The organism is Paenibacillus silagei (genome assembly GCF_017874735.1).
Lineage (GTDB): Bacteria > Bacillota > Bacilli > Paenibacillales > Paenibacillaceae > Paenibacillus_AQ > Paenibacillus_AQ silagei.
This window is the reverse complement of record NZ_JAGGLV010000012.1, coordinates 115,177-141,640: the sequence shown is the minus strand read 5'-3', so window position 1 is coordinate 141,640 and position 26,464 is coordinate 115,177. Positions and strand designations below refer to the sequence as shown.

Annotated in this window: 13 protein-coding genes; 9 read left to right on the top strand and 4 right to left on the bottom strand. The window is 54.7% G+C overall.

Annotated elements, in window-relative coordinates; genetic code table 11:
* Positions 1-99 precede the first annotated feature (99 nt).
* Positions 100-957: an AraC family transcriptional regulator gene (locus J2Z70_RS18620; protein WP_209875743.1), complete on the bottom strand. Its 858-nt coding sequence runs from the start codon at positions 955-957 to the stop codon at positions 100-102.
* Positions 958-1,208: 251 nt separating this feature from the next.
* Here J2Z70_RS18620 and xynC point away from each other — a divergent pair, with 251 nt between their 5' ends.
* From xynC to J2Z70_RS18605, 3 genes are all read left to right on the top strand, one after another.
* Positions 1,209-2,885 (top strand): glucuronoarabinoxylan endo-1,4-beta-xylanase XynC, encoded by a 1,677-nt coding sequence (gene xynC, locus J2Z70_RS18615; RefSeq protein ID WP_209875741.1) that lies wholly within the window; start codon positions 1,209-1,211, stop codon positions 2,883-2,885.
* Between the two features lie 281 nt (positions 2,886-3,166).
* The gene (locus J2Z70_RS18610; protein WP_209875739.1) at positions 3,167-11,281 is read left to right on the top strand and encodes an endo-1,4-beta-xylanase; all 8,115 of its coding nucleotides are present in this window, start codon (positions 3,167-3,169) and stop codon (positions 11,279-11,281) included.
* Positions 11,282-12,206: 925 nt separating this feature from the next.
* Positions 12,207-13,562: a hypothetical protein gene (locus J2Z70_RS18605; RefSeq protein ID WP_209875737.1), complete on the top strand. Its 1,356-nt coding sequence runs from the start codon at positions 12,207-12,209 to the stop codon at positions 13,560-13,562.
* Between the two features lie 3 nt (positions 13,563-13,565).
* On the opposite strand, the gene J2Z70_RS18600 is transcribed toward J2Z70_RS18605, so the two are convergent.
* From J2Z70_RS18600 to J2Z70_RS18590, 3 genes are read right to left on the bottom strand one after another with little or no spacing between them, the layout of a single operon-like run.
* Entirely contained in the window at positions 13,566-14,528 is a 963-nt protein-coding gene (locus J2Z70_RS18600) for a sugar ABC transporter substrate-binding protein (RefSeq protein WP_342593026.1), read from the bottom strand.
* The gene (locus J2Z70_RS18595; RefSeq protein ID WP_209875735.1) at positions 14,525-16,123 is read right to left on the bottom strand and encodes a response regulator transcription factor; all 1,599 of its coding nucleotides are present in this window, start codon (positions 16,121-16,123) and stop codon (positions 14,525-14,527) included. The genes J2Z70_RS18600 and J2Z70_RS18595 overlap by 4 nt, the downstream gene beginning before the upstream one ends.
* Before the next feature lie 2 nt (positions 16,124-16,125).
* The gene (locus tag J2Z70_RS18590) at positions 16,126-17,928 is read right to left on the bottom strand and encodes a cache domain-containing sensor histidine kinase (protein ID WP_209875733.1); all 1,803 of its coding nucleotides are present in this window, start codon (positions 17,926-17,928) and stop codon (positions 16,126-16,128) included.
* A 269-nt stretch (positions 17,929-18,197) separates the two neighbouring features.
* Here J2Z70_RS18590 and J2Z70_RS18585 point away from each other — a divergent pair, with 269 nt between their 5' ends.
* From J2Z70_RS18585 to J2Z70_RS18560, 6 genes are all read left to right on the top strand, one after another.
* On the top strand, positions 18,198-19,238 hold the full coding sequence (locus J2Z70_RS18585) for an ABC transporter substrate-binding protein (RefSeq protein ID WP_209875731.1): 1,041 nt from the start codon (positions 18,198-18,200) through the stop codon (positions 19,236-19,238).
* A gap of 305 nt (positions 19,239-19,543) precedes the next feature.
* A complete protein-coding gene (locus J2Z70_RS18580) occupies positions 19,544-21,055 on the top strand; it encodes a sugar ABC transporter ATP-binding protein (protein ID WP_209875729.1) in 1,512 nt (503 codons plus the stop codon).
* A 7-nt stretch (positions 21,056-21,062) separates the two neighbouring features.
* Positions 21,063-22,103 (top strand): ABC transporter permease, encoded by a 1,041-nt coding sequence (locus J2Z70_RS18575; protein ID WP_245368345.1) that lies wholly within the window; start codon positions 21,063-21,065, stop codon positions 22,101-22,103.
* Positions 22,093-23,061, top strand: a complete 969-nt coding sequence (gene yjfF / locus J2Z70_RS18570) for a galactofuranose ABC transporter, permease protein YjfF (protein WP_209875727.1) — start codon at positions 22,093-22,095, stop codon at positions 23,059-23,061. The genes J2Z70_RS18575 and yjfF overlap by 11 nt, the downstream gene beginning before the upstream one ends.
* Positions 23,062-23,254: 193 nt before the next feature.
* Positions 23,255-24,316 (top strand): ABC transporter substrate-binding protein, encoded by a 1,062-nt coding sequence (locus tag J2Z70_RS18565; RefSeq protein WP_245368344.1) that lies wholly within the window; start codon positions 23,255-23,257, stop codon positions 24,314-24,316.
* A gap of 204 nt (positions 24,317-24,520) precedes the next feature.
* Complete coding sequence (locus J2Z70_RS18560) at positions 24,521-26,443, top strand: carbohydrate-binding protein (RefSeq protein ID WP_209875725.1); 1,923 nt, start codon at positions 24,521-24,523, stop codon at positions 26,441-26,443.
* Positions 26,444-26,464: the final 21 nt, after the last annotated feature.

Sequence of the window (26,464 nt, the reverse complement as noted above, 5' to 3'; positions counted from 1 at the left end):
GATTTTCTTTTCAGTGCTAATGTATCACACACTACACCGGATGTAAGGGAAAAGACAGCTATAATGAACCTTACCTTTTTCAAAAGAATGCCCGGGCACTTACGGCAGCATACCAGCCCGGTATCTGCCCGGGGACATACCGGCCACCTTGGTGAAGCTGCGGATGAAGTTGGCGTAATCGCTGAAGCCGGACAGCTCGCAGGCGGCCGCGACACTCTTGCCGGAGGTAAGGTGGCTCATGGCCAGGGACACCCGCTTGCCCACAATGTAGGAGCGGATGGTAAGTCCCGTATGCTCTTTGAACTGCCGGCTTATATATTTGCCGCTGTAATGAAACTCCTGCTCAAGCTGAGCGGAGTAGATCGGTTCGAGCAGATGCTCCTCGATGTAAGCCATCGTCTGGCGGACGATCTCCGGCATGATATTATGCGGGAGGGCGGCGGAGGACTGCTGCAGGGTGTTGATGAATACCAGCAGCCGGGTCGCATAGGAATCAGCCAGCAGGTCCTGTCCATAATCCTCCGAGTGGAGGCAGTGAATTAATTGGTCGGCCAGTCTGGAGTAGAAGGCACACTGGTCCCGGGAGAGCCGGATCAGCGTGTTCAGCCCGGCGGGAGCGGACTCGAAGCAGGCCAGCAGATTCGTACGGCAACTGGATAGCCGCTGCAGGGCAGATTGTCTCAGATTCAGCCCGATCCGTTCATAGATCTGATTGTCGGCACAAACGCAGCGGTGCATCTCGCCGGGACGGATCAGGAGCAGGTCGCCGGGAGAGAGCTTGTAGCAGGACTGTTCCACATACATATAGGTATTGCCTCTCAGGAACAGGTAGATTTCGTAAGCATCATGCCGGTGGTAGGGCTGGGCCGGGTTGAGCTGCTCTGTGGTGGTTGACTTGTGGAAGCAGATCATTTCTTCTGGGATCGGGGTGAACACATACTGAATATCCTGCTCCATGGCATTCATTCCTTCAAATGTAAATATTGGTATTGTTGGTATCCGCGCAATATATTCTCTCAGATGTGCAACGACTAGACTGCAACTATTTAATATAATACAGGAAAAGGAAGCGCTTGCAAGTGCTGCAAGAACCATGGACAAGCCTGTATGGCGTTCAGCTGCCGCTTCTAGCAGACAGGAGGTGTAACGGGAGAAGGTCTGGCAGAACTGTTAGGTTATGAACCAATCTACGAAGAGGAGCTGAAGCAATGAAATCAAAGTTCAAAAAAACACTGTGTACCGTATTGGCTACGGTAACCATGCTATCTGCCTTAATGGTGCCGCCGCCGCCCAAAGTGAATGCAGCCAGCGATGTAACCGTCAATCTGTCCGACCAGAAGCAGGTGATCCGCGGATTCGGGGGCATCAATCATCCGGTCTGGATCGGGGATCTGACGGCCGCGCAACGGGAGACCGCCTTCGGCAACGGGGCGAACCAGCTGGGATTCTCTATTCTGAGAATCTCTGTAGACGAAAACCCGAACAACTGGTACAGGGAGCTGGACACGGCCAAGGCGGCTATTGCCAAGGGAGCGATTGTCTTTGCTTCACCATGGAATCCTCCCGCAAGCATGACAGAGACCTTCAACCGCAACGGGAATCCCTCGGCCAAGCGTCTCAGATATGACAAGTATGGCGCATATGCCCAGCATCTGAATGATTTCGTGACGTACATGAAGAATAACGGGGTGGACCTGTATGCCATCTCGGTGCAGAATGAGCCAGACTATGCCGAGACCTGGACCTGGTGGACGCCTGCCGAAATGCTGAACTTCATGAAGAATTATGCCGGTGCGATCAACTGCCGGGTCATTGCGCCGGAGTCCTTTCAATATCTGAAGAATATGTCTGACCCGATTCTGAACGACTCCCAGGCGCTGGCCAATATGGACATTCTGGGGGCGCACTTGTATGGAACTCAGGTGAACAACTTTGCCTATCCGCTCTTCAAGCAGAAGGGTGCAGGCAAAGATCTGTGGATGACCGAGGTCTATTATCCGAACAGCAATAACAACTCGGCCAACCTGTGGCCGGAAGCGCTGGAAGTGGCATACCATATGCACAATGCGCTGGTTGAAGGGGATTTCCAGGCCTATGTATGGTGGTATATCCGCCGTCAGTACAGCCCGATGAATGAGGACGGTACCATCAGCAAGCGCGGGGACAGCATGGCCCAGTTCTCCAAGTTCGTCCGCCCGGGTTATGTGAGAGTGGATGCCACGAAGAACCCGAATACCAATGTCTATGTCTCGGCCTACAAGGGAGATAACAAGGCAGTTATTGTTGCTATTAACAAAAGTACATCAGCTGTAAGCCAGAAGTTTGTCCTGCAGAACGGGACGGCCGCAAGCTTTGCTTCGTGGATTACCGACGCGAGCCGCAAGGTGGCAGCCGGCTCTAACCTTAATGTGTCGAACGGCGCTTTCACCGCGCAGCTGCCTGCCCTTAGCGTGACTACCTTCGTAGCAGAACTTGGAAGCGGGGGCGGAACCGGCTCGGGAACGACTTATGAGGCCGAGATTGACACCACATTGACGAATGCGGTCGTAGAGACAATCAATGCCGGTTATACGGGCAGCGGCTACGTCAATTTCAATGCGGCAACGGATGCTGCAATCCAGTGGAATAGCGTGTATTGTGCCGTGGCCGGGACCAAGAATCTGAAATTCCGCTATGCCCTGGAGAGCGGCACAAGAAATCTGGATGTGTATGTGAACGGCAGCAAGGTCATCAGCAATGCCGCGTTTACCGCAACGGGGGCCTGGTCCTCCTGGGGGGAGAAGACGGTTCAGGTCCCTATGATTGTCGGCAATAATACGGTTAAAGTGGTCACGACCGGTACGGAAGGACCGAATGTGGACAGTATTAATGTGACCGCCCAGTAAGCCCTGGAGACTCATCGGACAATTCCTCAGGAAATTCCTGAAGAAGTTCATCAGGGCGTTCAATAGTCTGAAAATCAATCCTGGCTTGTAGACAGCAGCTTGCAAAGTGCGGTTACAGGCCGGGATTTTTGGCGTCTCCGGGGCAAACGTTTAAATTTGAAAGAGAATAGTGTTATTTTAAAATGAATCGTGGATCCTTCTTCTATAAATGTACAATCTGATTTGTTAGGATATTACCAGGCAAAACAATGTAAGCGCATACAAGAGGAGGAATCTCTAGGATGAGTAAAAAGATCAGGAGAAAGGCACTCTCAGTTTCAATGGCTGGTGTGCTGCTGCTATCCGTCATTACCCCTATGCCATTCTCTAACCCGCTTCAAGCTGCTCCGGCTGCTGCCATGCAGGCTGCTATTGCTCCGGCACAGGTAACCGCCGATTGGTACAAGAGCTATCAGACGATGGATGGTGTAGGAGCCGCCTATGCGTATACGGATTCCGTCCATATGCTGCAGCTCGCTTCGGCTGGCCATCAGGATACGGTCCGGCATCTGCTGGATCTGACCTTCAGCGAACAGAAGGGTACAGGTCACGACATTGTCCGGGTGATCATCGGTGACAACGGCGGCCTGACGACTTCCGGGGCTACTGCGGCAAGCCCGGGGTTCAACCCGCTCACCAGTCTCCTGGCCGATGTGAATAATCCCGGCTTTGACATTGAGGGGAATGCCATTCCCATGCGTGGAACAGCAGGACAATACGGCTACAAGATCGAAGCGGAGAACCGCTATTATGACGGCAATACCGACAGTATCTGGCCGGTTGAACCGGAGCATGCTCCTGGAACGCTTGTACCTGTGCAAGACTTTGTATGGGATTATCCCTCCTGGAATCAGCCGATCGGCAATGACGACGGCGGTCCGACCAATCTCCTCAGTAAGCCCGGTGAACAGCCTGTAGTCATCAAGAATTCCCCGCGTACCCGCAAAGAGCTGTTCGATATCGATCAGGTCTGGACCATGCGCCAGGCACAGCAGTATGGCGTCAAGCAATTCTACGCCTGCACCTGGACCGTACCCTACTGGATGAGCCAGTCCAACACCAATTCTCCCAGCAAAATTGTCCGTGGCGACATCGCCACCATTGGCGGAAAACCGGTCAAAATATACTATCAGGCCTATGCAGATTATCTTGTCAATTATATCCGCGGGATGTGGGAGCAGTATGGGATTCCGGTTACCCACATCAATCCCTTCAACGAAGTCGATCTGGCGGGCGGCTCAGCCGCTTACGTTACGGAATTGATTAACGGTTACATCGGACCTGCCTTGAAAAAATCGATGCAGCCTGGCGGCGACCTCTATGATATTAAGAACCCGGAAGGCAAGCTCATTGACTTCATTCCCCAGCTTGCCGCAGTGGACGGCACCAATCTGGGCGCTTCCTTAAGCAGAGGCGGCGAGGTGTTCTCGCAGACGGACCCGGATAATGCGCTCGACAAGAATCCCTATCTCGATGTATTCACTACCCATCTCTACGGTACAGTTGGCATCGGTACGGATGAGAACAAGCTGTACCACACCGGGGATTTCTCCAAGAATCCTCTGGATTATACCAAGGATGGAAGCAAGTATCCCGAATATCTTACTAAGTATAAGCTCTGGCAGGCAGAATTCATGAACCAGGACACCGGTGACGGTTCGGCTGGAGCGTATACGCAGCGCTACGGCAATCAGAATATTAATGATGCCGTGCGCTGGTCTAATCTGATGACCAATATGTTCACCAGCAACCCGGGCTTCACCGGCTTTGTCTGGTGGAGCATGTGGGACAGCAACGGCGCGGACGGCTCTGACCTGATCCGCTTCGTGACGACCAACTCCCAGCAGGAGCCGGGACGGATCAGCACACTGACCGGTGAATACCGGTTGTTCAAGCGCTTTTACAGCTACGGGCATTTCTCCCGGTTCATGAATCCCGGCGATGTGCGCTTTGAGGTTACACGCGTACCGGCGCCTGATCTGAATGTGGTCGGCTTCAAGAATCCGGCTACGGGTGATTTCTCGATGACGGTATCGAGTGCCAACAATGATGACAGCGTTCAGCAGCTGGAATTCAATCTGAAGGACTTCCCGGCAGGAACAGATAGTGTGACGGTGTTCCGCACCTCGGGAAGCGAGAACCAGAAAAAGCTGGGTACGATTCCTGTATCGGGCGGCAAGTTCGTCATTGATATTCCGTCCGCCAGCGTTGTGACGGTTGTTCCGTCCAAGGGAACCTTTGCCACCTATCAGGGGCTGGACGGGGAACGCGATATCTTCTCCACGCTGGAAGCAGAGGGGAATGATAACCGTGTGCCCGGCGACAGTGCAGGCCAAGCAGACCGTGCCAATGAGGCAGTGACACTGGGTGCAGGCGGTTATCTCGCTTACAACAATGTGAATTTTGCAGACGGCTCGGCGAACGGCGGTGTGGTCCGCAGACACTTGCTGTATCTTACCGCCCAGACAAAGTCGGCGCAGGGAGGCAAGCTTGCTGCTTATGTGCTTCCGGTGGGAACCCCTGCCGGCAGCAGCGCCGATATCCTGTCCCAAGGTACGCAGGTCGCAGAGATTCCGGTACCGGCCAATGACAGCTACGGCAAATTCCAGGACATGGTCGATACAGGCGATCTTAGTGCTTACGGCCATAAGGATCTGTATATTGTGGCCGAACCGAACGGGACTACGGGTACGATCACCGTTGACCGCTTCCTATTCGGAGCAGGCGATTCCGACTGGAGTACTGCCGCCAACAATTCTACAGTATCCATTCCGGGCAATCTGCTGCTCAACGGGGATTTTGATACGGCAACCGCTTCCAATACAGACAACTGGTCTGCCGGACGTTACAACAAGGGAACCTTTGAGCCTGCTGCCGCAGGACCTGTGTTAACGGCGGATACCATACAAAGCTATTCGGGGCTGTCACGTTACTTGAAGAACAGCTCGACCTCGAAGGTTGCCGGTTCCGGCAAGCTTGCTGGCCGCATCGACGCTGCGGAGCAGTATGATGGAATGTGGCAGGATGTTACCGGTAAGCTGAACAAGGGAGAGAGCTATAACTTCAAGGGCTACTTCCTCTCGATGATGAGCCGCCCGGACAGCTATGATGTTGCTGCAGAGCATCCGGGTGATGTCGAAGCGGCGCTGGTGTATTACGACGGGAACGGGAATCAGCTCGGAATGACTCCGATCAATGGCCGCGATATGCCTGAACCGTACGCCGCCCGTGAAGCCGGTGATCCTGCATACTGGGCGGGCGGCAAATTCATCGGACGCATTCTTGAGGGCGGGCCGCTTAGCTTAAGCTCCTTCCAGCCCGTGGATGTGAAGGTGGCAGACTGGCATGAGACGCCTAATCAGCCATTCACGTATGAGGAACCCGCAGGCACAGCGAAGGTGGTCCTGGCGGTGTATGCGAAGGATGCGAACATCTTGTATGCTGACCAAATGTCGCTTACTCCTGAGGCGGTCGTGTCGCACAACCTCTTTATTGATGGCGTTCAGCCGTCTGATTTTGACGAAGCGAAGCATGAATATAAATATACAGTCACCGGGAACGCCATTCCGAAGGTTACAGCGGTAACCAGTGATCCGGCTGAGCTTGTGAGTATCTCGCAGGCGGACAGTGCGCAGGGCACGGCAGTGGTCCGGTTCGTCAAAGGAGAACAGATCAAGACTTATAAAATCTTCTTCAGTACGAACGAAGTCATTGATTTCGCGGCTGGCCTTCCGGCGGGCTGGGAAGTCATCAATCCGGCTGATCCGCAGACTGCCCTTGGCTATAGCGCGGAGGGTGCGGCAATTCAGACCTTGAAGAGCGATACGGACTATCCGGGCAGCCATAATATGCTGCAGCTTCCGGGCTCTGCTGAAGGCAACTGGATGCTGACAGCGAAGCTCACCGTTGACAAACCGCTTAATGACTCGTCGGTGGGTGAGAATTCCCAAGTAGGACTTGGCATCAGCCGGATTACAAACGGTGAATTTTACAGAATCAATGCCAGAAAGGTAAGCGCCAATATCAAAGTGAATAATTCGGGGTTGATAGGTACTCAGCCCTTCACCAACAATACGAATCAGACGAATCTGAGCGGCACGAACTATTTCTTGCGGATTGTAAAAGAAGGCAATGTGGTGCAAGGCTATTTCTCGACCAACAGCGGCTCTTCCTGGACCACGATGGGCACTCCGTCCACGTATACTCCGGAATTCTTCAAGGCTGCCAAGGTGCAATTGTATGGAACCAATACGAGCGCTGTAACGGACTTCAAAGTTACCTTCTCGGGGGTTACCCTGGTGAAGACCATGGGAGAGACTGGGGAAATTACTGCAGATCAGCAGGCGGTAGAGGAAGCTGCGGCCTTGATTGGCAACCGGATTACCGTTCCTAATGCAGTAGAGGGTGAAGACAACACTAAGCTGATGGCCAAAGCACAGGCTATTCTGGATGGCAATGAAGCGCTGAAGCAACTGGGAGTGAAGACCGCTATTACTCTCCAGGGAGGCGGATTCACGCTAACTGTAACTAAGGGAAGTGTCAGTATAAAAGTCAGCCCGTTCACTGTTGCAGCGGGGATGAAGGCGGTAAGAGATTTCGAAGATGGGACCGTGCAAGGCTTCCAGCCGAAGGGAAGTGCTGGCGTGAAGCTGGAGGTTACCAAGGAAGCTAACCATACCACGGGCGGCGCTTATGCCCTGAAGGTCACAGGCAGAGCGGCTAACCCGGACGGACCTGCGGTCCAGGTCAAGGATGCCGTCACCATCGGCAACGAGTATAAAGCAACGGTATGGGTGAAGCTGATCAGCCCGGCAAGTGCACAGCTCAAGCTGACGGCACAGGTCGATGCAGCTACGCCGTACTATGTCAGTCTGGCTACACAGACGCTTAGTGCAGGCGGGGACTGGGTGAAGCTGGAGGGAACCTACCGTTATCTGCACGATGATGTAACTTTATATGTAGAGAGCCCTAATAGCACTACTGCGTCTTACTATATCGATGATTTCAGCTTCACAGACACAGGGCTGGAGAGCATTCTTCCACTTCAGGAGGTGTATAAGAACGACTTCCTGCTCGGCAATATACCCGGCACGAATGATCTTAATCCGGGTAACGGACAGAATGCGTTCTTCAATTATCACTTCAATGCCGTGACCTTCGAGAACGAGATGAAGCCGGACGCGCTGCAGAAGACCAAAGGTGCTTTTACCTTTAACAAATCAGACGATATGGTTGCCAAATCCCGGGCGATGGGGGCGGAGGTCCATGGACATGTGCTGGTATGGCACAGCCAGACCCCGGCGTGGTTCACACAGCAGGTGGATGCTTCAGGCAATGCCGTGAAGGATGGGGCGGGGAATCCGGTCTATCTTAGCCGCGGTGAGGCTCTGGCAAATATGAGAACCCATATCCGTACGGTCATGGAGCATTACAAGGATTCGGTGATCTCCTGGGATGTGGTCAATGAGGCGATGCAGGATGGTCCTCCGGCCGTAACGGACTGGAAGGATGCGCTGCGTAAGTCACCTTGGTACTATTCTGTCGGCCCTGACTTTGTAGAGCAGGCATTCCTTGCCGCCAGGGAAGTGCTGGATGAGCATCCATCGTGGAATATCAAGCTGTATTACAATGATTTCAACGATGATTTCCCGGAGAAGCGGGATGCCATCTATGACATGGTCAAAGAGATCAATGACCGTTATGCGCTGGCCCATCCCGGCAAGCTGCTGGTTGACGGCATCGGGCTGCAATCCCACTACGACATGAGAACCAAGCCTGCCAATGTGGAAGCGGCGATTGAGAAATATGCTTCCCTGGGCGTGGAGCTCTCCATCAGCGAGCTGGATGTGCTGGCAGGCATGAATTATTCCCTCTCAGCAGAGTGGGCAGAGAAGCAGGCGAACCTGTATGCCCAATTGTTCCAGATCTACAAGAAGCATGCGGATGTAATCGCGCGTGTCACCCTTTGGGGATATGCAGACAGCGCGAGCTGGAGAGCAGGTCAGAATCCGTTGCCGTTCATCAGCTCGCTGGCACCGAAGCCGGCGTATTATGCCATCCTTGATCCTGAGAAGTATCTGGCCGGGCATCCGCTCTATGTGACTCCAGAGACTAAGAGCTCTACAGCGCTGTATGGTACGCCTGACATTGATGGAAGCATAGACGACCTCTGGGCGAATGCGCCGGAGATCCGGATTGACAATCATCTGATGGCGACAGCGGAGACCACAGGAACCGCCCGGACGCTATGGGATGAAGAGAATCTCTATGTGCTGTTCCAGGTCAAAGATACGCAGTTAAGCAAAGCCAGCACGGATAAGACGAAGCAGGACTCCGTGGAAGCTTATGTGGACGAAGACCGTATCAACGCCTGGCCGTACCGCGAGGATGACGGGCAATACCGGGTCAACTATGCCGGAGAGCAGTCCTTCAAGTTCCTCAGTAATTCGACACCGGCGGTCTCACCGGGATTTGAATCGGCGGCGGTAACCGAAGGGACGGCTTATACGGTGGAGATGAAGATTCCATTCCGCACACTGAGGCCGGAGAACGGGACACAGATCCGGTTCGATGCGCAGGTGAACAATGCAACCGGATCCAATCTGATCGGCGTAGCCACCTGGAATGATCTGCTGGGCCGGGCTGCGAAATCAACAGAGGTGTTCGGCAACCTTACCCTCAGCGGCAAGGGAGACGCAGCTCCGCCTGTGTGGGCTGAGGGAAGCAAGCTTGAAGCCACCGGTATTACGCCAACAGGGGTTACCTTATCGTGGCCGGCTGCAATGGATAATCGAGGTGTTACCGGATACCGCATCTACAATGGGATCGATTCCGAGCCGGTGCTTGTAACCGGTATCGAACCGGTGGAGACCGCAACCGGAGCCGTATATCGTTATGAGGTAGCTGGACTGCTGCCGAACACGTCATATACCTTCAAGGTAGAGGCAGGCGATGCAGCGGGGAACTGGAGTAAGGACGGACCGTACGTTATAGTGACCACCCTTCGAGGTGAAGACATCACGCCGCCGGTCTGGGCGGAAGGAAGCACGCTTGCCGCTTCCGGTATCACGAGTAGCGGACTGACGCTGACCTGGTCGGCTACGGCCACAGATGACAGCGGCATCTACGGGTACCGGATTACGAATGGAACCGGAGATAAGCCGATTACGGTTACAGATTCTGTGTATACGGAGACCGTAACCGGTGCTGTATACAGTCATCAAGTAACGGGATTACAGCCGGGTATGCAGTATACGTTCAAAGTAGAAGCGGGAGACACGGGCGGCAATTGGAGCGAGGGTGGGCCTTCTGTGTCAGCGATGACACTGTCTGCTACCGACACCACACCTCCGGTCTGGATGGAGGGAAGCAAGCTTGAAGCCTCACGGATCACAGCATCCGGTCTGACACTAACCTGGACGCGGGCTGCTGACGATACGGGAGTGAACGGCTACAAAGTCTATAGGGGGGCAGAGGAAATCGCTGCGTTGTCTGGAACAGAGCTGCGGTACGAGGTAACCGGGCTTGCTGCGGGAACAGAGTATCATTTCTCGGTGCAGGCCGGGGATGAAGCCGGGAACTGGAGCAAGAATGGTCCTGCCCTCTCTGTAACTACGCTAAAAGACAGTGGCGGTCCGTCTGAGCCGACGCCTACACCAACAACAAGACCAACACCGACGCCGACGCCAGTACCGACGTCAGTACCAACATCAACAGCTACGCCAACACCGACACCAACATCGACGCCGGGAGCAACAGGTACACCGGCTGCGTCACAGACACCAGCACCTACGCAGACACCAGTGCCAAGCAGCCCGTTCAAAGATGTAGGTGCCAAATACAGCTGGGCTTCGGAGGCGATTGATACACTGTACAGTCTGGGCATCATCCAAGGAACCTCCGTGGGCACCTTCAGCCCGGAGAAGAACATTACGAGAGCGGACTTTGTGCTGCTGGTAGTGAGAACATTGGGTCTCGAAGCGGAATCCGGTTCCGGCTTTGCAGACGTAAGCCAGGGAGCCTACTATTATGAAGCGCTCAGTATTGCGAAGCAGCTGGGGATTATCAATGGAACAGACGGCAGCAACTTCAATCCGAAGGGCGAAATCTCGCGGCAGGATATGATGGTGATTGCAGCCAGAGCCTTGAAGGTGGTGAACAAATTAACGGTTAGTGGAAGTGCCGGAGACCTGGTCGGCTACACAGATAGAATGAAGGTGGCGAAGTATGCCATTGATAGTGTAGCGGCACTGGTCCAAGAGGGAATTGTCCGGGGGGACGGTAAATCCCTTCATCCCACCGGAACAGCCACGCGGGCGGAGGCTGCTGTCATGATCTTCCGGATATTGCAGAAGTAAAGAAGTAACACCCTGCAGGTAAAGCATAGAATCACATCATATAACCCTCACGGCCGCGAGCGTCCACCCATCGGATGATGGGCCGGATGCTGGCTGGCCGGAGGGGATTTTTTGAGTAATATAAACTTCCACGTACCAAGCGCAATCCCTCGCCATACCTCCCCGCCGGACAACCTAGTAGACCATCAGAATTAAACAAGTGATTTCATTCCAACAAAGCGGTAAGGGATGAAGCTGCGTTTGTAGCGAAAAAACAGGGATAAGTGTATTCTGTGCAACTAAAAACAGTGAAACGGATGTACATCCTCTTCTAATTGTATTTTGTGCAACTACATTTGCCCGGATGGGCGAAAATCCAGGTATAGGGCCATTTTAATTGCACGAACTACATCTAAACGGAGATTTGGCGGCACATCGGACGATTTAGTTGTACGAATTGCAATTAAGCCTCCAACTTGCCTCCTAATCGGGGTGAAGTAACCCCTCAGCAAGCCATTAGTTAAAGTAATTCTCCCGTGTAATCCTGCCCGGAAAAACGAAGCTACCGGAACCGGAATTGGAACTGGAATTAGTTGGAAAATGTACACTGGTGGATTAAGATACGTTTTTCCAACTGTATACTGCTCGAAGCTGTACGTTGGAGCCGGTTTCTTCCTGTATCCGATGAGCCACACCCGTTACCTTGTTCCCTGTCATTACTCAACTATTCAGCCTGCCTAATAAACATCGCGTATCCTGCCTATCTCTGGGTCTCCACATAGCATCCCTCATCCCGCATCCCGCAACTCTGGGTCTTCCCGCCCAGACCTGCCGCTACACGTTTACCTTGCTGTTATACCGGAAGTACTAATATTTCCTCTGCATCTTCTTTTTTACAAATAATTAGTTTATCATTGCTTCATTCCAAAGATTAGGAGGATTTACTATGTATGGAGTAATAAAACATATAAGCCAATTGTGTACGGGGCTTATGCTGCTGGGTGCTGTATCATATGCGGGAGGGGAGCAGGTACTGGCTTCGCCTGTCCAGAGTGGACAGGTGATCGGGACAGGGGCAGCAGCTCTGGCTGCTGTGGACGTCAGTTCTTCCATTACAGTGCTGGGCAGCCCGTTCAAGAAAGCGGTTTATGCGCGTAATGTCTGGGACATGCAGCTTTTTGGCGGAAAAATCTATCTGGGCCACGGCAACAGCAGCAACAATGCGCCTTCGTCCAATGCGGGGCCGGTTCCAATCTATTACTGGGATCTTGCCCAGAATAAATTCTCTGTGCAGGATGTTACGTATACGAACCCGGCGACAGGCAAGGTGACCACCAATGTCTATGTCATGGATGAGCAGATCGATACCTTCAAGGTGCTGAACGGGGAGCTGTATATTCCCGGGCATGACTCCAGAGTACCGGGGTGGGCTTACGGGAATTTTTATCGCCTGAACGGGGATCACTGGGACCAATACATGAACATTCCCGGAGGCATCCATGTATACGATATGGCTTACTACAAAGGCAAGCTGTACGCAGCACTGGGCGCTAACGAAGGGCCCTTGATTTACGTATCTTCGAACAGGGGAGCGACCTGGACCCGCTTCGGCACGGTCTCCCAATACGGTATTATGCGTGCCTACAATCTGTTCGAGCTGGGCGATACACTGTATGCGTCCTCAGCCACGGCAGGGAAGACCCAGGGGATTCCAAATGAAAAGGGGTATATGACCTCCATCAAGCAGAGCACAAGCGGGGGAATTCAGACGTCCAAGCTGACTTTTACCAGTACCCAGTTGTTCCCGGGTCTCAGCTTCGTTATGAAAGCGGGTGAAGTGAATGTTCCCGGTGTCAGCGGCCAGCCTTGGCTGAAGCTCCTGCGTACGACCCCGGTGAACGACCGGCTGCTCTATATTCCGGGTGTGATCTATAACGACCATCAATCTATCCCGCAAGGGCTGTACTCGGCAGCGGCCAACTTCCAGAATGTGCGCAAGGAGCTGTTGCCTGACTCTGCTGTAGTGCCTATGGATATTCTGGAGCGCGGGGAGACAGTATATGTGCTCGGTTATGTCAAGGAAGCCTCGGGACAATATACGAATTACGTCTACCACAAAAGCACCTCCAGCTTCGCAGCCGGCGGGGAAGGCTGGAGCGAGGTCTTCCACTTCAGCCGGGATACGTTCGCCCGTTCCTTCGAGGAACAGGGTGGCGATTTCTATTTCGGACTGGGGAGCTATGCCGACGTCCTTCCGGCTTCCACCGGCACGATTCTGAAGCTGAGCGCCGGGTCTTATTAATGGCTACTCCCCAATAATCGCAATATCCGTGTTGATCCATTTGGCTGTGTCTATATTCTTGGCCTGTAGAAGCAGCGTGTTGATGATATCCTCACCCCAGTTCTGCTCGTTCTGTGAGATTACACGGGTAATCTGGCCGTTATCCAGCGCTTGCTGCAAGGCCGGGGTCAGGCCGAGGGCGAGGTTATAACGCTTCAGCCCCTTGGCCTTCCAGACTAGGACAGAGCTGGTGCTGGAGACGAAATCCAGATTCACCAGAGCGCTGAAATGGGGATGATCCGAGATCATCTGCTCCAGCTGCCCGGCAGCCCGCTCCTCACTGCCGTCGTTGTGACGGATCTCCAGTACATCAATGTCCGTATGCTGAGTCAGGTAAGTCTCAAGTCCCAGCAGACGTTCCCGGGTGCTCTGCATCCGGGACATTCCGGACTCGACCAGAATCATTCCTTTGCCGCTTAGCAGACGTTCCACCGTCTGTCCCATCACTGCGCCGGTTGCCCGGTTATCCGCCCCGATATAGGCTGCTCTCCGGCTGGCAGGCGAATCCGATTCGAAGCAGACCACAGGAATTCCTTGGGCGGCCGCTTTGTTAATCATGGCGGTGAGCGCCTGCGAATCCACCGGAGCAATCGCAATGCCGTCTACCCCCCGCTTAATCATCATCTCCATGATGCGGATCTGCTGCTCCAGATTGGCTTCATCGGGAGCTTGCACCAGCAGCTCTACATTATGCTTCCGCGCTACCGCTTCCGCTTTTCCGGTGATCATCTCGTAAGTGGCATTCACCATAGGGTAGATAATGCCGAAGGTCAGCGGAGGTTCTTCACCTGCACTTAACGGAAAATCTCCCGTTGTCTTCTCAGGAATATCCGCTGCTCCGGCTGCCATAAGACAGCCGCCAAGCAGGAAGCCTGCCGTCAGGAGCAGGAGAACCACGGACCATCCCCTAAGCCTGTTTACGCTCACGCATGTCCCGCCCCTCTGCGGATCGTGTGCAGCTGCTCCCCGGTATTTCCCTGCCTGCGGAACTCCATGGGCGTCATCCCCGTTACTTTTTTGAACAGATTGGAGAAATAATGCTGATCGTTGTAGCCGACCAGATAGGCGATTTCAAAGGTTTTGTGCCCCGTGGATTTCAGCAGCTCCTTGGCCCGGTCCATACGTGTAGCCGTCAGGAATTCCGTGATGGTCTGCCCGGTCGCCTGACTGAAGGTCTTGCTCAGATGGCTGGGACTGACCCTGACCACCTTGGAGATGTCATTCAGGGAGAGCTGCTCTTTGTCGTATTGCTCACGGATATATTGCTTCACCCTGTCAATCAGCTCACGGTGCTTGTCTGCTCCTTCGGAACGCCATTCCCATAGCCGCTCGTATAACTGCTTGAGATACTGAAGGCCGTCATTACTACTGGAGATTTGCTTCAGCTGTGTCTGCAATTCTTGGAGTATGCCGGCGTGGCCTGCGGCTGCGCGGAATCCGTTCTTCGCTGTCTGGACCAGCTCCAGGGTGATATCGTTCATCAGGTAACAGGCATATCCTGAGTCCCAGTTCATCTGTTCAAGCTCCTTCGACAGCTCCAGCAGGAATCCGGTCATCTGCCTGTGGTCGCCTGACTTCAGGAACTGGACCAGCCGGCTTCTGTCGAGCAGAACTCCATGGGCGCTAGGGTCATAATACGCCTCAAGCATGGCGGCGGAATGCATTCTGGACATCTGCTTGAACATCCGGTCATTCTCGGCCTCCAGATAGGAGAGGTGAATGCCCTGAAGACGTTCGCAGACCTTGCCCCGGCTGACGGACAGCTCCAGCCCGCAGCCTTCCCTCAGCCGCTTCTTCGCAGCCGCACACAGGTCATCCAGAGTATGGTTCATCCGGAGCGGATCACTGCCTTTATAGATCAGAACCATCTCCATGCGGCTGCGCTTGTAGATGAAGCTGTCGGCCGCCTCCTTGAGCAGGCCCGCTAACAGCGCCTCAGCATCCGGTGAAGCAGGGGGAAGCTCCGGGGACTCCTCCATATTGGGCGGATGCAGAGTAAATATAGCGGCGGCGTAGTAAGGAGCTGTTAACTGCAGCTCAAGCTGGGCCGCCGCTTCATAGGCGGCAGCGGTGCTGATCAGGCCTCCGCACAGATCGGCGAACAGATTCTCGGGGGTGTAGGCATATTTGTGCCTGATCCGTAATTCCTCATCAATCCGGGCGCTGACGCTGCGCAGAAGCTGCAGCAGGTCGGCTGCGCTGAACGGCTTCAGGCAGTAATCCTCGACCCCCAGGCGCAGCGCCTGCTGGGCATACTGGAAGTCATCATGGCCGCTGAGAATGATGATTTTGATCTGCGGGAATTTTTGGCGGACGACAGAGGTAAGCTCCAGGCCGTTCATGAACGGCATTTTGATATCGGTAATCAGAATGTCGGGCAGCTGCGCTTCAATAATAGGCAGCGCCAGCTCACCGTCGGGAGCGTCACCGCAATAGAGGAAGCCCTCCTTCTCCCAATCGATACATTCCCGAATATTCTCGCGGATCAGGATCTCGTCATCCACCAGCATAATCTTCTTCATCACTAGACCCCCCTGTTCTTGGGTATGCGAACCGTAATCTGTGTGCCATAGCCTTCCGAGCTGTCCAGACGGATACCATATTCGGGCCCGAAATACAGCCGCAGCCGCTGATGCACATTCTGCAGGCCGAAGCCGCCCTGGCCGGTGTCCTCGGGTTCCTCCGACTGAATGGGATGCTCAACCGATTCCCTTAGCGCCTCCAGCCGCCCGGCGGGGATGCCGATGCCATTGTCCGAGACCGTAAGCATAATGGTGCCTCCGTCGGTGTACCCGCCAATGCGGATGAGTCCCATGCCCCGCTTATTCTTAATTCCGTGATACAGGGCGTTCTCAACCAGCGGCTGCAGGGTCATATTCAGAATCGGATACTCCTGCAGCTCCTCCGCCACCTCCACCTTGAACTCCAGGATGTCGTGGTAGCGCATCTGCTGGATGATCAGATAGCTCTGCACATGGGCAAGCTCGGAGCGGATCTGTATCCAGTCGCGCCCGTTGTTGAGACTAAGCCGGAAGAACGCGGATAACGCCTTCACCAGCCGGATCACGCCATCGTGATTCCCCGCTTCCGCCATCCAGACAATAGAATCCAGCGTGTTATATAGAAAATGAGGGTTAATCTGCGCCTGAAGCGTCCGCAGCTCTGCCTTTTGCAGCTGCTGCTGCTTACGGATGCTCTGGGCCAGCAACTCTTTGATCTGCTCCACCATAATGTTGAAGCTCTGCCCGAGATCGGCGATCTCATCGGTACCGTCCGGCTTGACTTTGGCTTCCAGATAGCCACTTGCGGTCAGGCGCATCTTGTGCTGGAGCAGCTGGATGGGCCGGGTTAGCCGCCGGGTCAACAGATAATGGAGCGTGATCGCAAAAATAATGCTTAAGCCCACGCTGATAATAATCAGCTGCCTGATCCGGTTCGCCTCGGCCACGATCTCCTGCAGCGGGGCTATGCCGATAATCGTCCAGCCTGTTGCAAGCGAGGAGGTATGGACGATGAACCGGGGCGGTCCGCCCGTCTGAAGCACGAAGCTGCCGCTTCTGCCCCGTTCCCCCGCAGGAATCAGGTTGTCCTGAATAACGGCAAGTTCTCCCGCCCTCACAGGAGGAACATAGAGGGGATTGTTCTGCTCGTCCAGCAGGTAGAAGAATCCGGTAGTGCCGATCGTCACCTTGTCGCAGAACTCTTTAATGAAGGAATCGCTCAGATCCACAATGATATAACCGATGACCTCATGCGTAATCCGCTGCTTGACCGCCGTCATAATCGAGATCACGCCCTCGTCCCCGTAGGTGAATCCGTCCACCCGGTCATAGCCGGTTATCAGCGGCGGGGGCACCCGGAGGATCAGCTCCGGATTCTGGGATAACGCCTGAAAATGCGGATTGCGCAGCGGGTTGCTGGCCGACTGGAAGATTCCCCGGCGCTCGCTGATGCCTTTGCCGTACAGATTAATCAGGCTGATGTTGAGCACATTCTCATACTTGTAGGTGTCCCGGTAGAGGGTAAAGGTCTGCAGAATGTCCTTGGCCTCCTGATAGGTCTCCGACTGTGAGAACAGAAAGTGGATGACCTGAGGATTATTGCTAAGCTCCAGCAGACGCTCGGTATCCTTGAACAGGTTGTCCATATTCGTTCCCAGCATTTCGGCCTGAAGCATGCTTGAAGCCTTGCTGTGACTGGAAATGGATTGGTAGGATTTCTGGTAGGAAATGAGGCCGACGGCAATCAGCGGTATGGTGGACAGCACTATGAACAAAGCCAGCAGTTTGGCTCTAAGACTGGAGGAGATCCAGCGTGTAATCCGCATTATCGGGAATTCCCTTTCACAAGTAGAGTAGATGCCGTTCCTAACTCTATTTTATAACAAATATTGGAATACCGAAACAAAAAAGAAAGCGCAAACAAAATATCCACCTTTTGAATAAAAAAGTACACCAAAATACCTATTAGGAGGGAATAAACCCAAAATTAGAAAGTAAACGCCAAAGGCTGCCCGTATAATGCTCTTCTGTAAGCGTTCTATAATGGGCACAACACCGGAACAAGGTGAACGTCAAGGGGGAGGAATAAGGAGATATGAAGAAGCTTGGAAAAGTGGGCGCTGTGCTGGCCCTGACCCTGTCCATGACCCTGTTAGGGGCATGCAGCAGCAATAACGGCGGGAACACGGCGGCGGATGCGGGTAAGACAGACAGTGCAGCAACGAAGGCGCCGGCGGCAGATGCCACCAAAGAGGCCAAGGACATCACGCTCGGCTTCTCACAGGTTGGGGCGGAGAGCGGCTGGCGCAGCGCGAATACGAAGTCCATTCAGGATTCAGCCAAGGAAGCAGGCTACACGCTGAAATTCTCGGATGCCCAGCAGAAGCAGGAGAATCAGATCAAGGCACTGCGTTCTTTTATCCAGCAAAAGGTCGATGTCATCTCCTTCTCTCCGGTAGTAGAATCCGGCTGGGATACGGTGCTGAAGGAGGCTAAGGCTGCGGGCATCCCGGTTGTTCTGACAGACCGTGCGGTGGATTCCAAGGATACCTCACTGTATGTTACCTTCCTGGGCTCCGATTTCGTGGAAGAAGGCCGCAAGGCAGGGAAGTGGCTGACCGAGCAGTATAAGGATGCCTCAGAGGACATTAATATTGTGGAGCTGCAGGGAACTACAGGCTCTGCTCCGGCCAATGACCGGATGGCAGGCTTCGCCGAGACCATCAAGGATAACCCGCACCTCAAGGTCATCGCTTCACAGACCGGCGACTTCACCCGCGCCAAGGGCAAGGAAGTCATGCAGGCCTTCCTGAAGGCCAATAAGGATATCGATGTGCTGTATGCCCATAACGACGATATGGCGCTGGGGGCGATTCAGGCGATTGAAGCAGCAGGCTTGAAGCCGGGCCAGGATATCAAGATTATCTCTGTCGATGCCGTGAAGGACGGCATGCAGGCGGCCAGTGAAGGTAAAATCAACTTCATCGTCGAGTGCAACCCGCTGCTTGGACCTCAGCTGATGCAGGTAGTTAAAGATGTGGTCGACGGCAAGCCGGTAGAGGCCCGGATCGTGACCGAGGAGACCACCTTCACTTCCGAGCAGGCCAAGGAAGCTTTGCCTAGCCGCCAGTATTAAATACTATATAAGACACACTAAAGAAATTAACGAAAAGCAAAAAGAAGCGGAGGGGAAATTTGGAACTGGAGGAGCGGCAGCGTCCGCCTTTGTCAACGGATTTCAACCGCGAAGAGCGGATTAAATCAAGAAATCTGTTGACGGGCAGCGGCCGGAAGTCCAAATGTTCACCGCAGTGACGACCAAGCTTCGAGTTCAAACCTTAAGTGCGTTTTATATAGCAGTAAGTCGGGTAGAAAACTTGCTCCGGCGGTCCTTGAACCGCCGGAGCGGTTGTCTATGGAGAAGAAGGAGTGGATATAGCTATGAGCACACAGCAGCCCATACTGCAAATGACCCGGATCCATAAACGGTTTCCGGGGGTGAAAGCTCTGACAGATGTGAGTCTGCGCCTGTTCCCCGGCGAGGTTCATGCCTTGATGGGCGAGAACGGCGCCGGCAAGTCCACCTTGATCAAGGTGTTGACCGGCGTCTATTCGATTGACGAGGGCCTTGTAGAGATGGAGGGCACAGCGATCTCCATGCGCAGCCCGCAGGAGTCGCAGGCTGCGGGCATCAGCACCGTGTATCAGGAGGTGAATCTGTGCCCCAACCTGACCGTGGCCGAGAATATCTTCATCGGCCGGGAGCCGCGGCGGTTCGGCTGCATCCAGTGGAAGCAGATGAACCTGCGGGCAGCGGAGCTGCTCCGGGAACGGATGAATCTGCACATTGACGTCACCCTGCCTCTACAGAGCTACTCTGTAGCGGTTCAGCAATTGGTTGCCATTGCCAGAGCGCTGAATATCTCGGCGAAGGTGCTGATTCTCGATGAGCCGACCTCAAGCCTGGATCAGAACGAAGTGGATCAGCTGTTCCGCATTATGAGGAAGCTTCAGCAGGAGGGGCTGTCGATCCTGTTTGTGACGCATTTTCTGGACCAGATGTATGAAATCTCCGACCGGGTCACCATTCTGCGCGGCGGCGAGCTGGTCGGTGAATACATGGCGAACGAGCTAAGCCGCCTGGATCTCGTACTCAAAATGATCGGCAAGGAGCTTCATCTGCTGGATGAGCTGCCAACGCTTGCGGCACAGGACAAGAACAGCCTGGGCGATGAGCTGCTGAGGGCGGAAGGGCTGGGCCGCCGGGGCGGGATCGAGCCGTTCGACCTGGCGATCCGCAAGGGAGAGGTCGTCGGACTGGCCGGGCTGCTGGGTTCCGGGCGGACGGAGGCGGCACGCCTGTTGTTCGGTGCCGACAAGCCGGACTTCGGGCAAGTGATCCTGCCGTCAACTGGCGGCGGGGTGCACTCCCCCCGGGAAGCCATAGGACGGCGGATCGCCTTCTGCTCGGAGAACCGCAAGACCGAGGGGATCATCGGCGATCTGACAGTAAGAGAGAACATTATTCTGGCGCTCCAGGCCAAGGACGGGATGTTCAAGACGATCCCGCGCAAGCGGCAGGAGGAGCTGGCCGGAGAATACATCCGTATGCTGAATATCAACCCTCCCAGCCCGGACCAGCTGATCAAGAACCTCAGCGGCGGCAATCAGCAGAAGGTGCTGCTGGCCCGCTGGCTGCTGACGGAGCCGGAGCTGTTCATCCTCGATGAGCCGACGCGGGGCATCGACATCGGAGCCAAGGCAGAGATTCAGAAGCTGGTGCTGACGCTCTCCCGGCAGGGGATGTCGTTCCTGTTCATCTCCTCGGAGCTGGAGGAGGTGCTGCGGGTCAGCGACCGGATCGCCATTCTGCGCGACCGCCGCAAGGTGAAGGAAATTTCAGAGAAGGACATGAGCCAGCAGCAGATTATGCAGGCGATTGCGGGAGGCTGAACCGATCATGAGCTCAATAATGAAGCATCACTTATTCTGGCCGCTGTGCGTTCTGGCTGCACTGCTGTTGTTCAACCTGTGTTATTCGCCGGATTTCTTCTCGATCACCGTCCATGACGGGCATTTATACGGCAGCTTGATCGACATACTGAACTTCGGTGCCCCGCTGATCCTCGTAGCTATCGGAATGACGCTGGTAGTCGCTACCAAGGGGATCGACCTGTCGGTCGGTTCCATAGTAGCTATCTCGGGCGCTATCGCATGCTTGAGTATCAGCAGGGGAGCGGATCAGAACAGTCTGGGGCTGATCCTGACCTCGGTGCTGCTCGCCGCAGGCTTGTCCCTGATGCTGGGGGCCTGGAACGGACTGCTGGTCTCCGGGGCCGGGATTCAGCCGATTATTGCCACGCTGATTCTGATGGTTGCGGGAAGGGGCATCGCCCAGCTCATTACCGGCGGACAGATTATTACGGTAACCAGCACTAAGTATGCGTACATCGGGTCCGGTTCACTGGCTGCGCTGCCTTTTTCTATTTTTGTCGTAGCTCTGGTTCTGGTGATCGCTCTGCTGCTTACCCGGCGGACGGCCCTCGGCCTGTTCATCGAATCGGTGGGCTGCAATCCGGCCGCCAGTAAGATGTCCGGCATCCGTGCCCACTTAGTTATCTTGTCTGTCTATGTGTTCTGCGGCTTATGCGCCGGTATCGCCGGCCTGCTGCTTAGCTCGAATGTCTCCAGCGCTGACGGCAATAATGCCGGTCTCTGGTATGAGCTGGACGCTATTCTGGCCGTGGTCATCGGCGGGACGTCGCTGAACGGCGGCCGCTTCTATCTTACCGGCACCGTGATCGGAGCGCTGATCATCCAGACGCTGACCACCACCATCTATATGATCGGTGTGCCGCCGGAGATTACGCTGGTTGTTAAGGCCTGTGTCGTCCTGGCCGTCTGTCTGATCCAGTCGGATACCTTCCGCGCCGCGATTGCCGCCCGCTGGAAGTCGCGGCATTACCCCGCTGAGAAGGAGATGAGCCGTCATGCCTCTTAACCGCAAGTATATTCCGATTGTTGTCACCATTCTGCTGTTCATCGTCATGTTCACCGCCGGTTCCTTCCGGTACACCGGGTTCTTCTCCCTTCAGGTGCTGATGAATCTGCTGGTGGACAATGCCTTTCTGCTAATCACGGCGGTGGGCATGTCCTTCGTTATTCTGTCCGGCGGTATCGATCTGTCGGTCGGCTCGGTGATTGCGTTATCCACGATGGTCTCGGCGAGCCTGGTACAGCAGCAGGGCTGGCCGCCCGCCGTGGTGATCCCGCTTGTGCTCCTGATGGGTGCGGTATTCGGCACGGCTATGGGAGCGATTATTCATTATTTCTCCATCCAGCCGTTCATCGTCACACTGGCCGGAATGTTCCTGGCCCGGGGCTTATGTTATGTGATCAGCATCGATACCATTACTATTGATAATACCTTCTATACCGCTATGGCTCAGACGCGAATTCCGCTGCCGGGCGGCAGCTTCCTCTCCATCAGCGCTGTTATCGCTATACTTGTCGTAGCAGTCGCTATCTTCACGGCTCACTATACCCGGTTCGGGCGCAATGTGTATGCCCTTGGGGGCAGTGAGCAATCGGCGCTGCTGATGGGGCTGCCCGTAGCGAGAACCAAGGTGCTGGTCTATACGCTTAGCGGACTATGCTCGGCGCTGGCAGGCGTGGTGTTCACCTTTTACATGCTGTCGGGGTACGGGCTTCATGCCGTAGGCTTCGAGTTGGACACGATTGCGGCTGTCGTCATTGGCGGCACACTGCTGACCGGAGGTGTAGGATATGTGCTGGGCACCTTCTTCGGTGTACTGATTCAAGGCGTAATTCAGACGATTATCAGCTTCGAGGGCACACTCAGCTCCTGGTGGACGAAGATCGTCATCGGCCTGCTGCTGTTCATCTTCATCCTGCTGCAGCGGGTGCTAAGCTCCAGGCGGCTGACTTTAAAAGAATAAGCACTGCGCATGGAGAGGAGAGACAATTTATAATTGTCTCTCCATTTTTTTGAAATATAAGAAAGTATATGTTTCACGCTATACATTATCCTTCTATTTCTCGCCGAAACGGTACCGTCCTGTAAAAGGATGGTAAAACCGTTTCCACTTGCTATATAATTGTAATCGCTATCATACGGAAGGGGGGATCTGCTTGCGAACAGTAAAAGAATGCCTGGTGCTGCTGTTCTTCGTCCTAACACTGATGCTGACGGGCGGCTGCACGGGTGGGGGAAATAACGGCGGGCCACAGTCGATTCCCATGTCCGAGCCTTCTCCGGCGGCCCTTACAGGCCTGCTGCCATCCGCAGCGGAGATTGCCGCTGACAACAAGCCTATCGTGCTGGGCTTCTCCCAGCTCGGGTCGGAGAGTACCTGGCGGGAAGCGAACACCGCCTCGATCCGCGAAGCCGCCGGGGAGGCGGGGATTACGCTGCTGCTGAAGAACGCCGAGCAGGATCAGCAGCAGCAGTTCGAGGCCATCCGCTCTTTTATCCGCAGCGGGGTCGATGTGATCGCCATTGCGCCTGTGGTGCAGACCGGCTGGGAGCCGATTCTGCTGGAGATTAAGCAGGCTGGAATTCCGGTGATTATCCTGGACCGTTCAGTGAATGTACCGGACAGCTCGCTCTATGTCACGTTCATCGGCTCTGACTTCTACGAAGAAGGGGTGAAGGCGGCCAAGTATGTGAGGGACAAGATGCGCCATCACAGCGAAGAGATCCGCATTGCCGAATTGCAGGGAACCGTAGGCTCAACGCCGTCCATCGACCGCGGGCGCGGGTTCCGCAAGCTGATCGCGGATCAGCCGAACCTGCGGATTACCCTGAGCGCCCCGGCGGATTTCACGCGCAGCGGTGGTCATGAGGTGATGAAGACCTTCCTGCAGCAGCCGAAGGAGCAGTGGCCCCGCGTACTCTATTCCCACAATGACGATATGGCGATCGGCGCGGTAGAGGCCATTAAGGAGGCCGGGCTTGTGCCGGGGGAGGATATAATCATTGTGTCGGTGGACGGGACGCGGCGGGCATTCGAGCAGATGGTGGCGGGAAGCATCAACGCGGTGGTCGAATGTAATCCGCTGCTCGGGCCTCTGCTGATGCAGGCCGTGAAGGAGATTATGGCCGGCCGGACCCTGCCGAAGCGGATGGTGACCCCGGAGGATATATACACCCAGGAGCTGGCTGTAATAGAGATCAACAACCGCAAATATTAAGACAAAAAAACCAAAAAATTTCAACTTTTCAAACAAAAATCTACATTGTTCATTGGACAGAAGTATATTAAGATGATCTCGAATAACAAATATTAGTAGATTCATTCAAGTAATTCAATAGGAGGGGAGGATTGTGAGCTTCCGGCATAAGTAACGCATCCGATTGAAAGGGTTTACAAAAAATTGTAATGGAGGAGAATGCCGATGTTCAAAAAGCTCTCGGTGCTTGCGATCACCTTTGTTCTGCTGCTGGGCTGTCTGCCTATGCTGTCTGCTCAGGCGGCAGGGAATGCCACAGCCAAACAGCCGGGAAATTCCAATCCGCTGATGGACCACAAGCTGGGTGCCGATCCCTTCGCATTGACGTATAACGGAAGAGTCTATATCTATATGTCGAGTGATGCCTATGTCTATAACAGCAACGGAACGGTAAAGGATAATGATTTCAGCGCACTGAACAAAATTAATGTCATCTCTTCGGCAGATATGGTGAACTGGACAGACCATGGCGCCATCCCGGTAGCCGGAGCCAATAATGTCAACGGTTCTGCGGGTATTGCCAAATGGGCCTCGCTCTCCTGGGCGCCTTCAGCAGCCGTGAAGAAAATCAACGGACAGGACAAGTTCTTCCTGTACTTCGCCAACGGGGCATCAGGCATCGGGGTACTGACAGCCAACTCTCCGATTGGCCCATGGTCCGATCCGCTGGGCAAAGCGCTGGTGACAGGCAGTACGCCGGGAATGTCCGGGGTGACCTGGCTGTTTGACCCGGCGGTGCTGGTCGATGACGACGGCAGCGGCTACCTGTATGCAGGCGGGGGCATCCCCAACACTTCGGACCCGGCATCTATCGCGAGTCCCAAGACAGCCCGCGTGCTGAGACTGGGTGCGGATATGACCAGCATTGTTGGAAGCGCATCCACTATTGATGCTCCCTATATGTTCGAGGATTCGGGCATCCACAAGTACGGCGGCAAGTATTATTACTCGTATTGCTTCAACTTCTCCGGCACGCACCCGGCTGCCTATCCGGCAGGTGAAATCGGGTACATGGTCAGCAACAGTCCGATGGGACCTTTTACGTACACCGGACATTTCCTGAAGAATCCTTACACCTTCTTCGGGGTAGGCGGCAACAACCACCATGCGGTATTTAACTTCAACAATCAATGGTATGTAGTCTATCACGCTCAGACTGTGGCGAAGGCTGTCCTCGGTGACGGCAAAGGCTACCGTTCTCCGCATATCAACAAGCTGGTCCATAATTCGAACGGAACCATCCAGGAGGTTCAGGGAGACATGGCGGGCATCGCACAGATTGCCAATCTCAATCCGTACACCCGGGTGGAAGCTGAGACGATCGGCTGGAATGCAGGCATTACAACGGAACGTACGCAGGCTGCGGGCGGTCCTGTCAGCAATATGAATGTGACCAATATTAACAATGGAGACTGGGTTGCTGTGGGCAATGCCGATTTCGGCTCCTCCGGCGCTTCCAGCTTCAAGGCGAATGTAGCTTCCGCCACAGGCGGCGGTAAAATCGAAATCCGGCTCGACAGCGCAACCGGCCCGCTGGTCGGCACGCTGAATGTTCCTAATACAGGAGGAGCCCAGTCCTGGCAGGAGGTACAGACTACGGTCAGCAATGCGGCAGGAGTGCACAGACTCTATCTGGTCTTCACCGGATCAGGCTCCGGCAATCTGTTCAACTTTGATTACTGGCAGTTCTCTACGGGCGGTGATGGCGGCACGACGCCTCCTCCGGTGAGCAAGGTGGAAGCGGAGGATATGACGCTCAGCGGGACCTATGCGGGCAAGATCACTTCCCCTTTCAGCGGAGTGGCGCTGTACGGGAATGATGACGCTGCTGCGTTCAATCAATATTATGCCTACGGCACGCATAACTTCTCGGTCCGGGGGGCTTCTAACAATTCCTCTACGGCGCGGGTGGATCTGCTGATCGGCGGAGTGAACGTTGGCTCCTTCAATTTTAGCGGCACAACCCCTTCTGTACAGACGTTGACCAATGTGGCCCACGCCACCGGCAATCAGGAGGTCAAGCTGGTCGTAACTACGGACAATGGAAGCTGGGACGCCTATGTGGATTATATTGAATGGAGCCAGTGACGAAGCAATGGGGCGGGAGGA

What these genes read in the sequence shown, in the direction of transcription:
- J2Z70_RS18620 (WP_209875743.1), bottom strand. Translation starts at nt 957, where the DNA reads ATGGAGCAGGATATTCAGTATGTGTTCACCCCGATCCCAGAAGAAATG.
- xynC (WP_209875741.1), top strand. Translation starts at nt 1,209, where the DNA reads ATGAAATCAAAGTTCAAAAAAACACTGTGTACCGTATTGGCTACGGTA.
- J2Z70_RS18610 (WP_209875739.1), top strand. Translation starts at nt 3,167, where the DNA reads ATGAGTAAAAAGATCAGGAGAAAGGCACTCTCAGTTTCAATGGCTGGT.
- J2Z70_RS18605 (WP_209875737.1), top strand. Translation starts at nt 12,207, where the DNA reads ATGTATGGAGTAATAAAACATATAAGCCAATTGTGTACGGGGCTTATG.
- J2Z70_RS18595 (WP_209875735.1), bottom strand. Translation starts at nt 16,123, where the DNA reads ATGAAGAAGATTATGCTGGTGGATGACGAGATCCTGATCCGCGAGAAT.
- J2Z70_RS18590 (WP_209875733.1), bottom strand. Translation starts at nt 17,928, where the DNA reads ATGCGGATTACACGCTGGATCTCCTCCAGTCTTAGAGCCAAACTGCTG.
- J2Z70_RS18585 (WP_209875731.1), top strand. Translation starts at nt 18,198, where the DNA reads ATGAAGAAGCTTGGAAAAGTGGGCGCTGTGCTGGCCCTGACCCTGTCC.
- J2Z70_RS18580 (WP_209875729.1), top strand. Translation starts at nt 19,544, where the DNA reads ATGAGCACACAGCAGCCCATACTGCAAATGACCCGGATCCATAAACGG.
- J2Z70_RS18575 (WP_245368345.1), top strand. Translation starts at nt 21,063, where the DNA reads ATGAGCTCAATAATGAAGCATCACTTATTCTGGCCGCTGTGCGTTCTG.
- yjfF (WP_209875727.1), top strand. Translation starts at nt 22,093, where the DNA reads ATGCCTCTTAACCGCAAGTATATTCCGATTGTTGTCACCATTCTGCTG.
- J2Z70_RS18560 (WP_209875725.1), top strand. Translation starts at nt 24,521, where the DNA reads ATGTTCAAAAAGCTCTCGGTGCTTGCGATCACCTTTGTTCTGCTGCTG.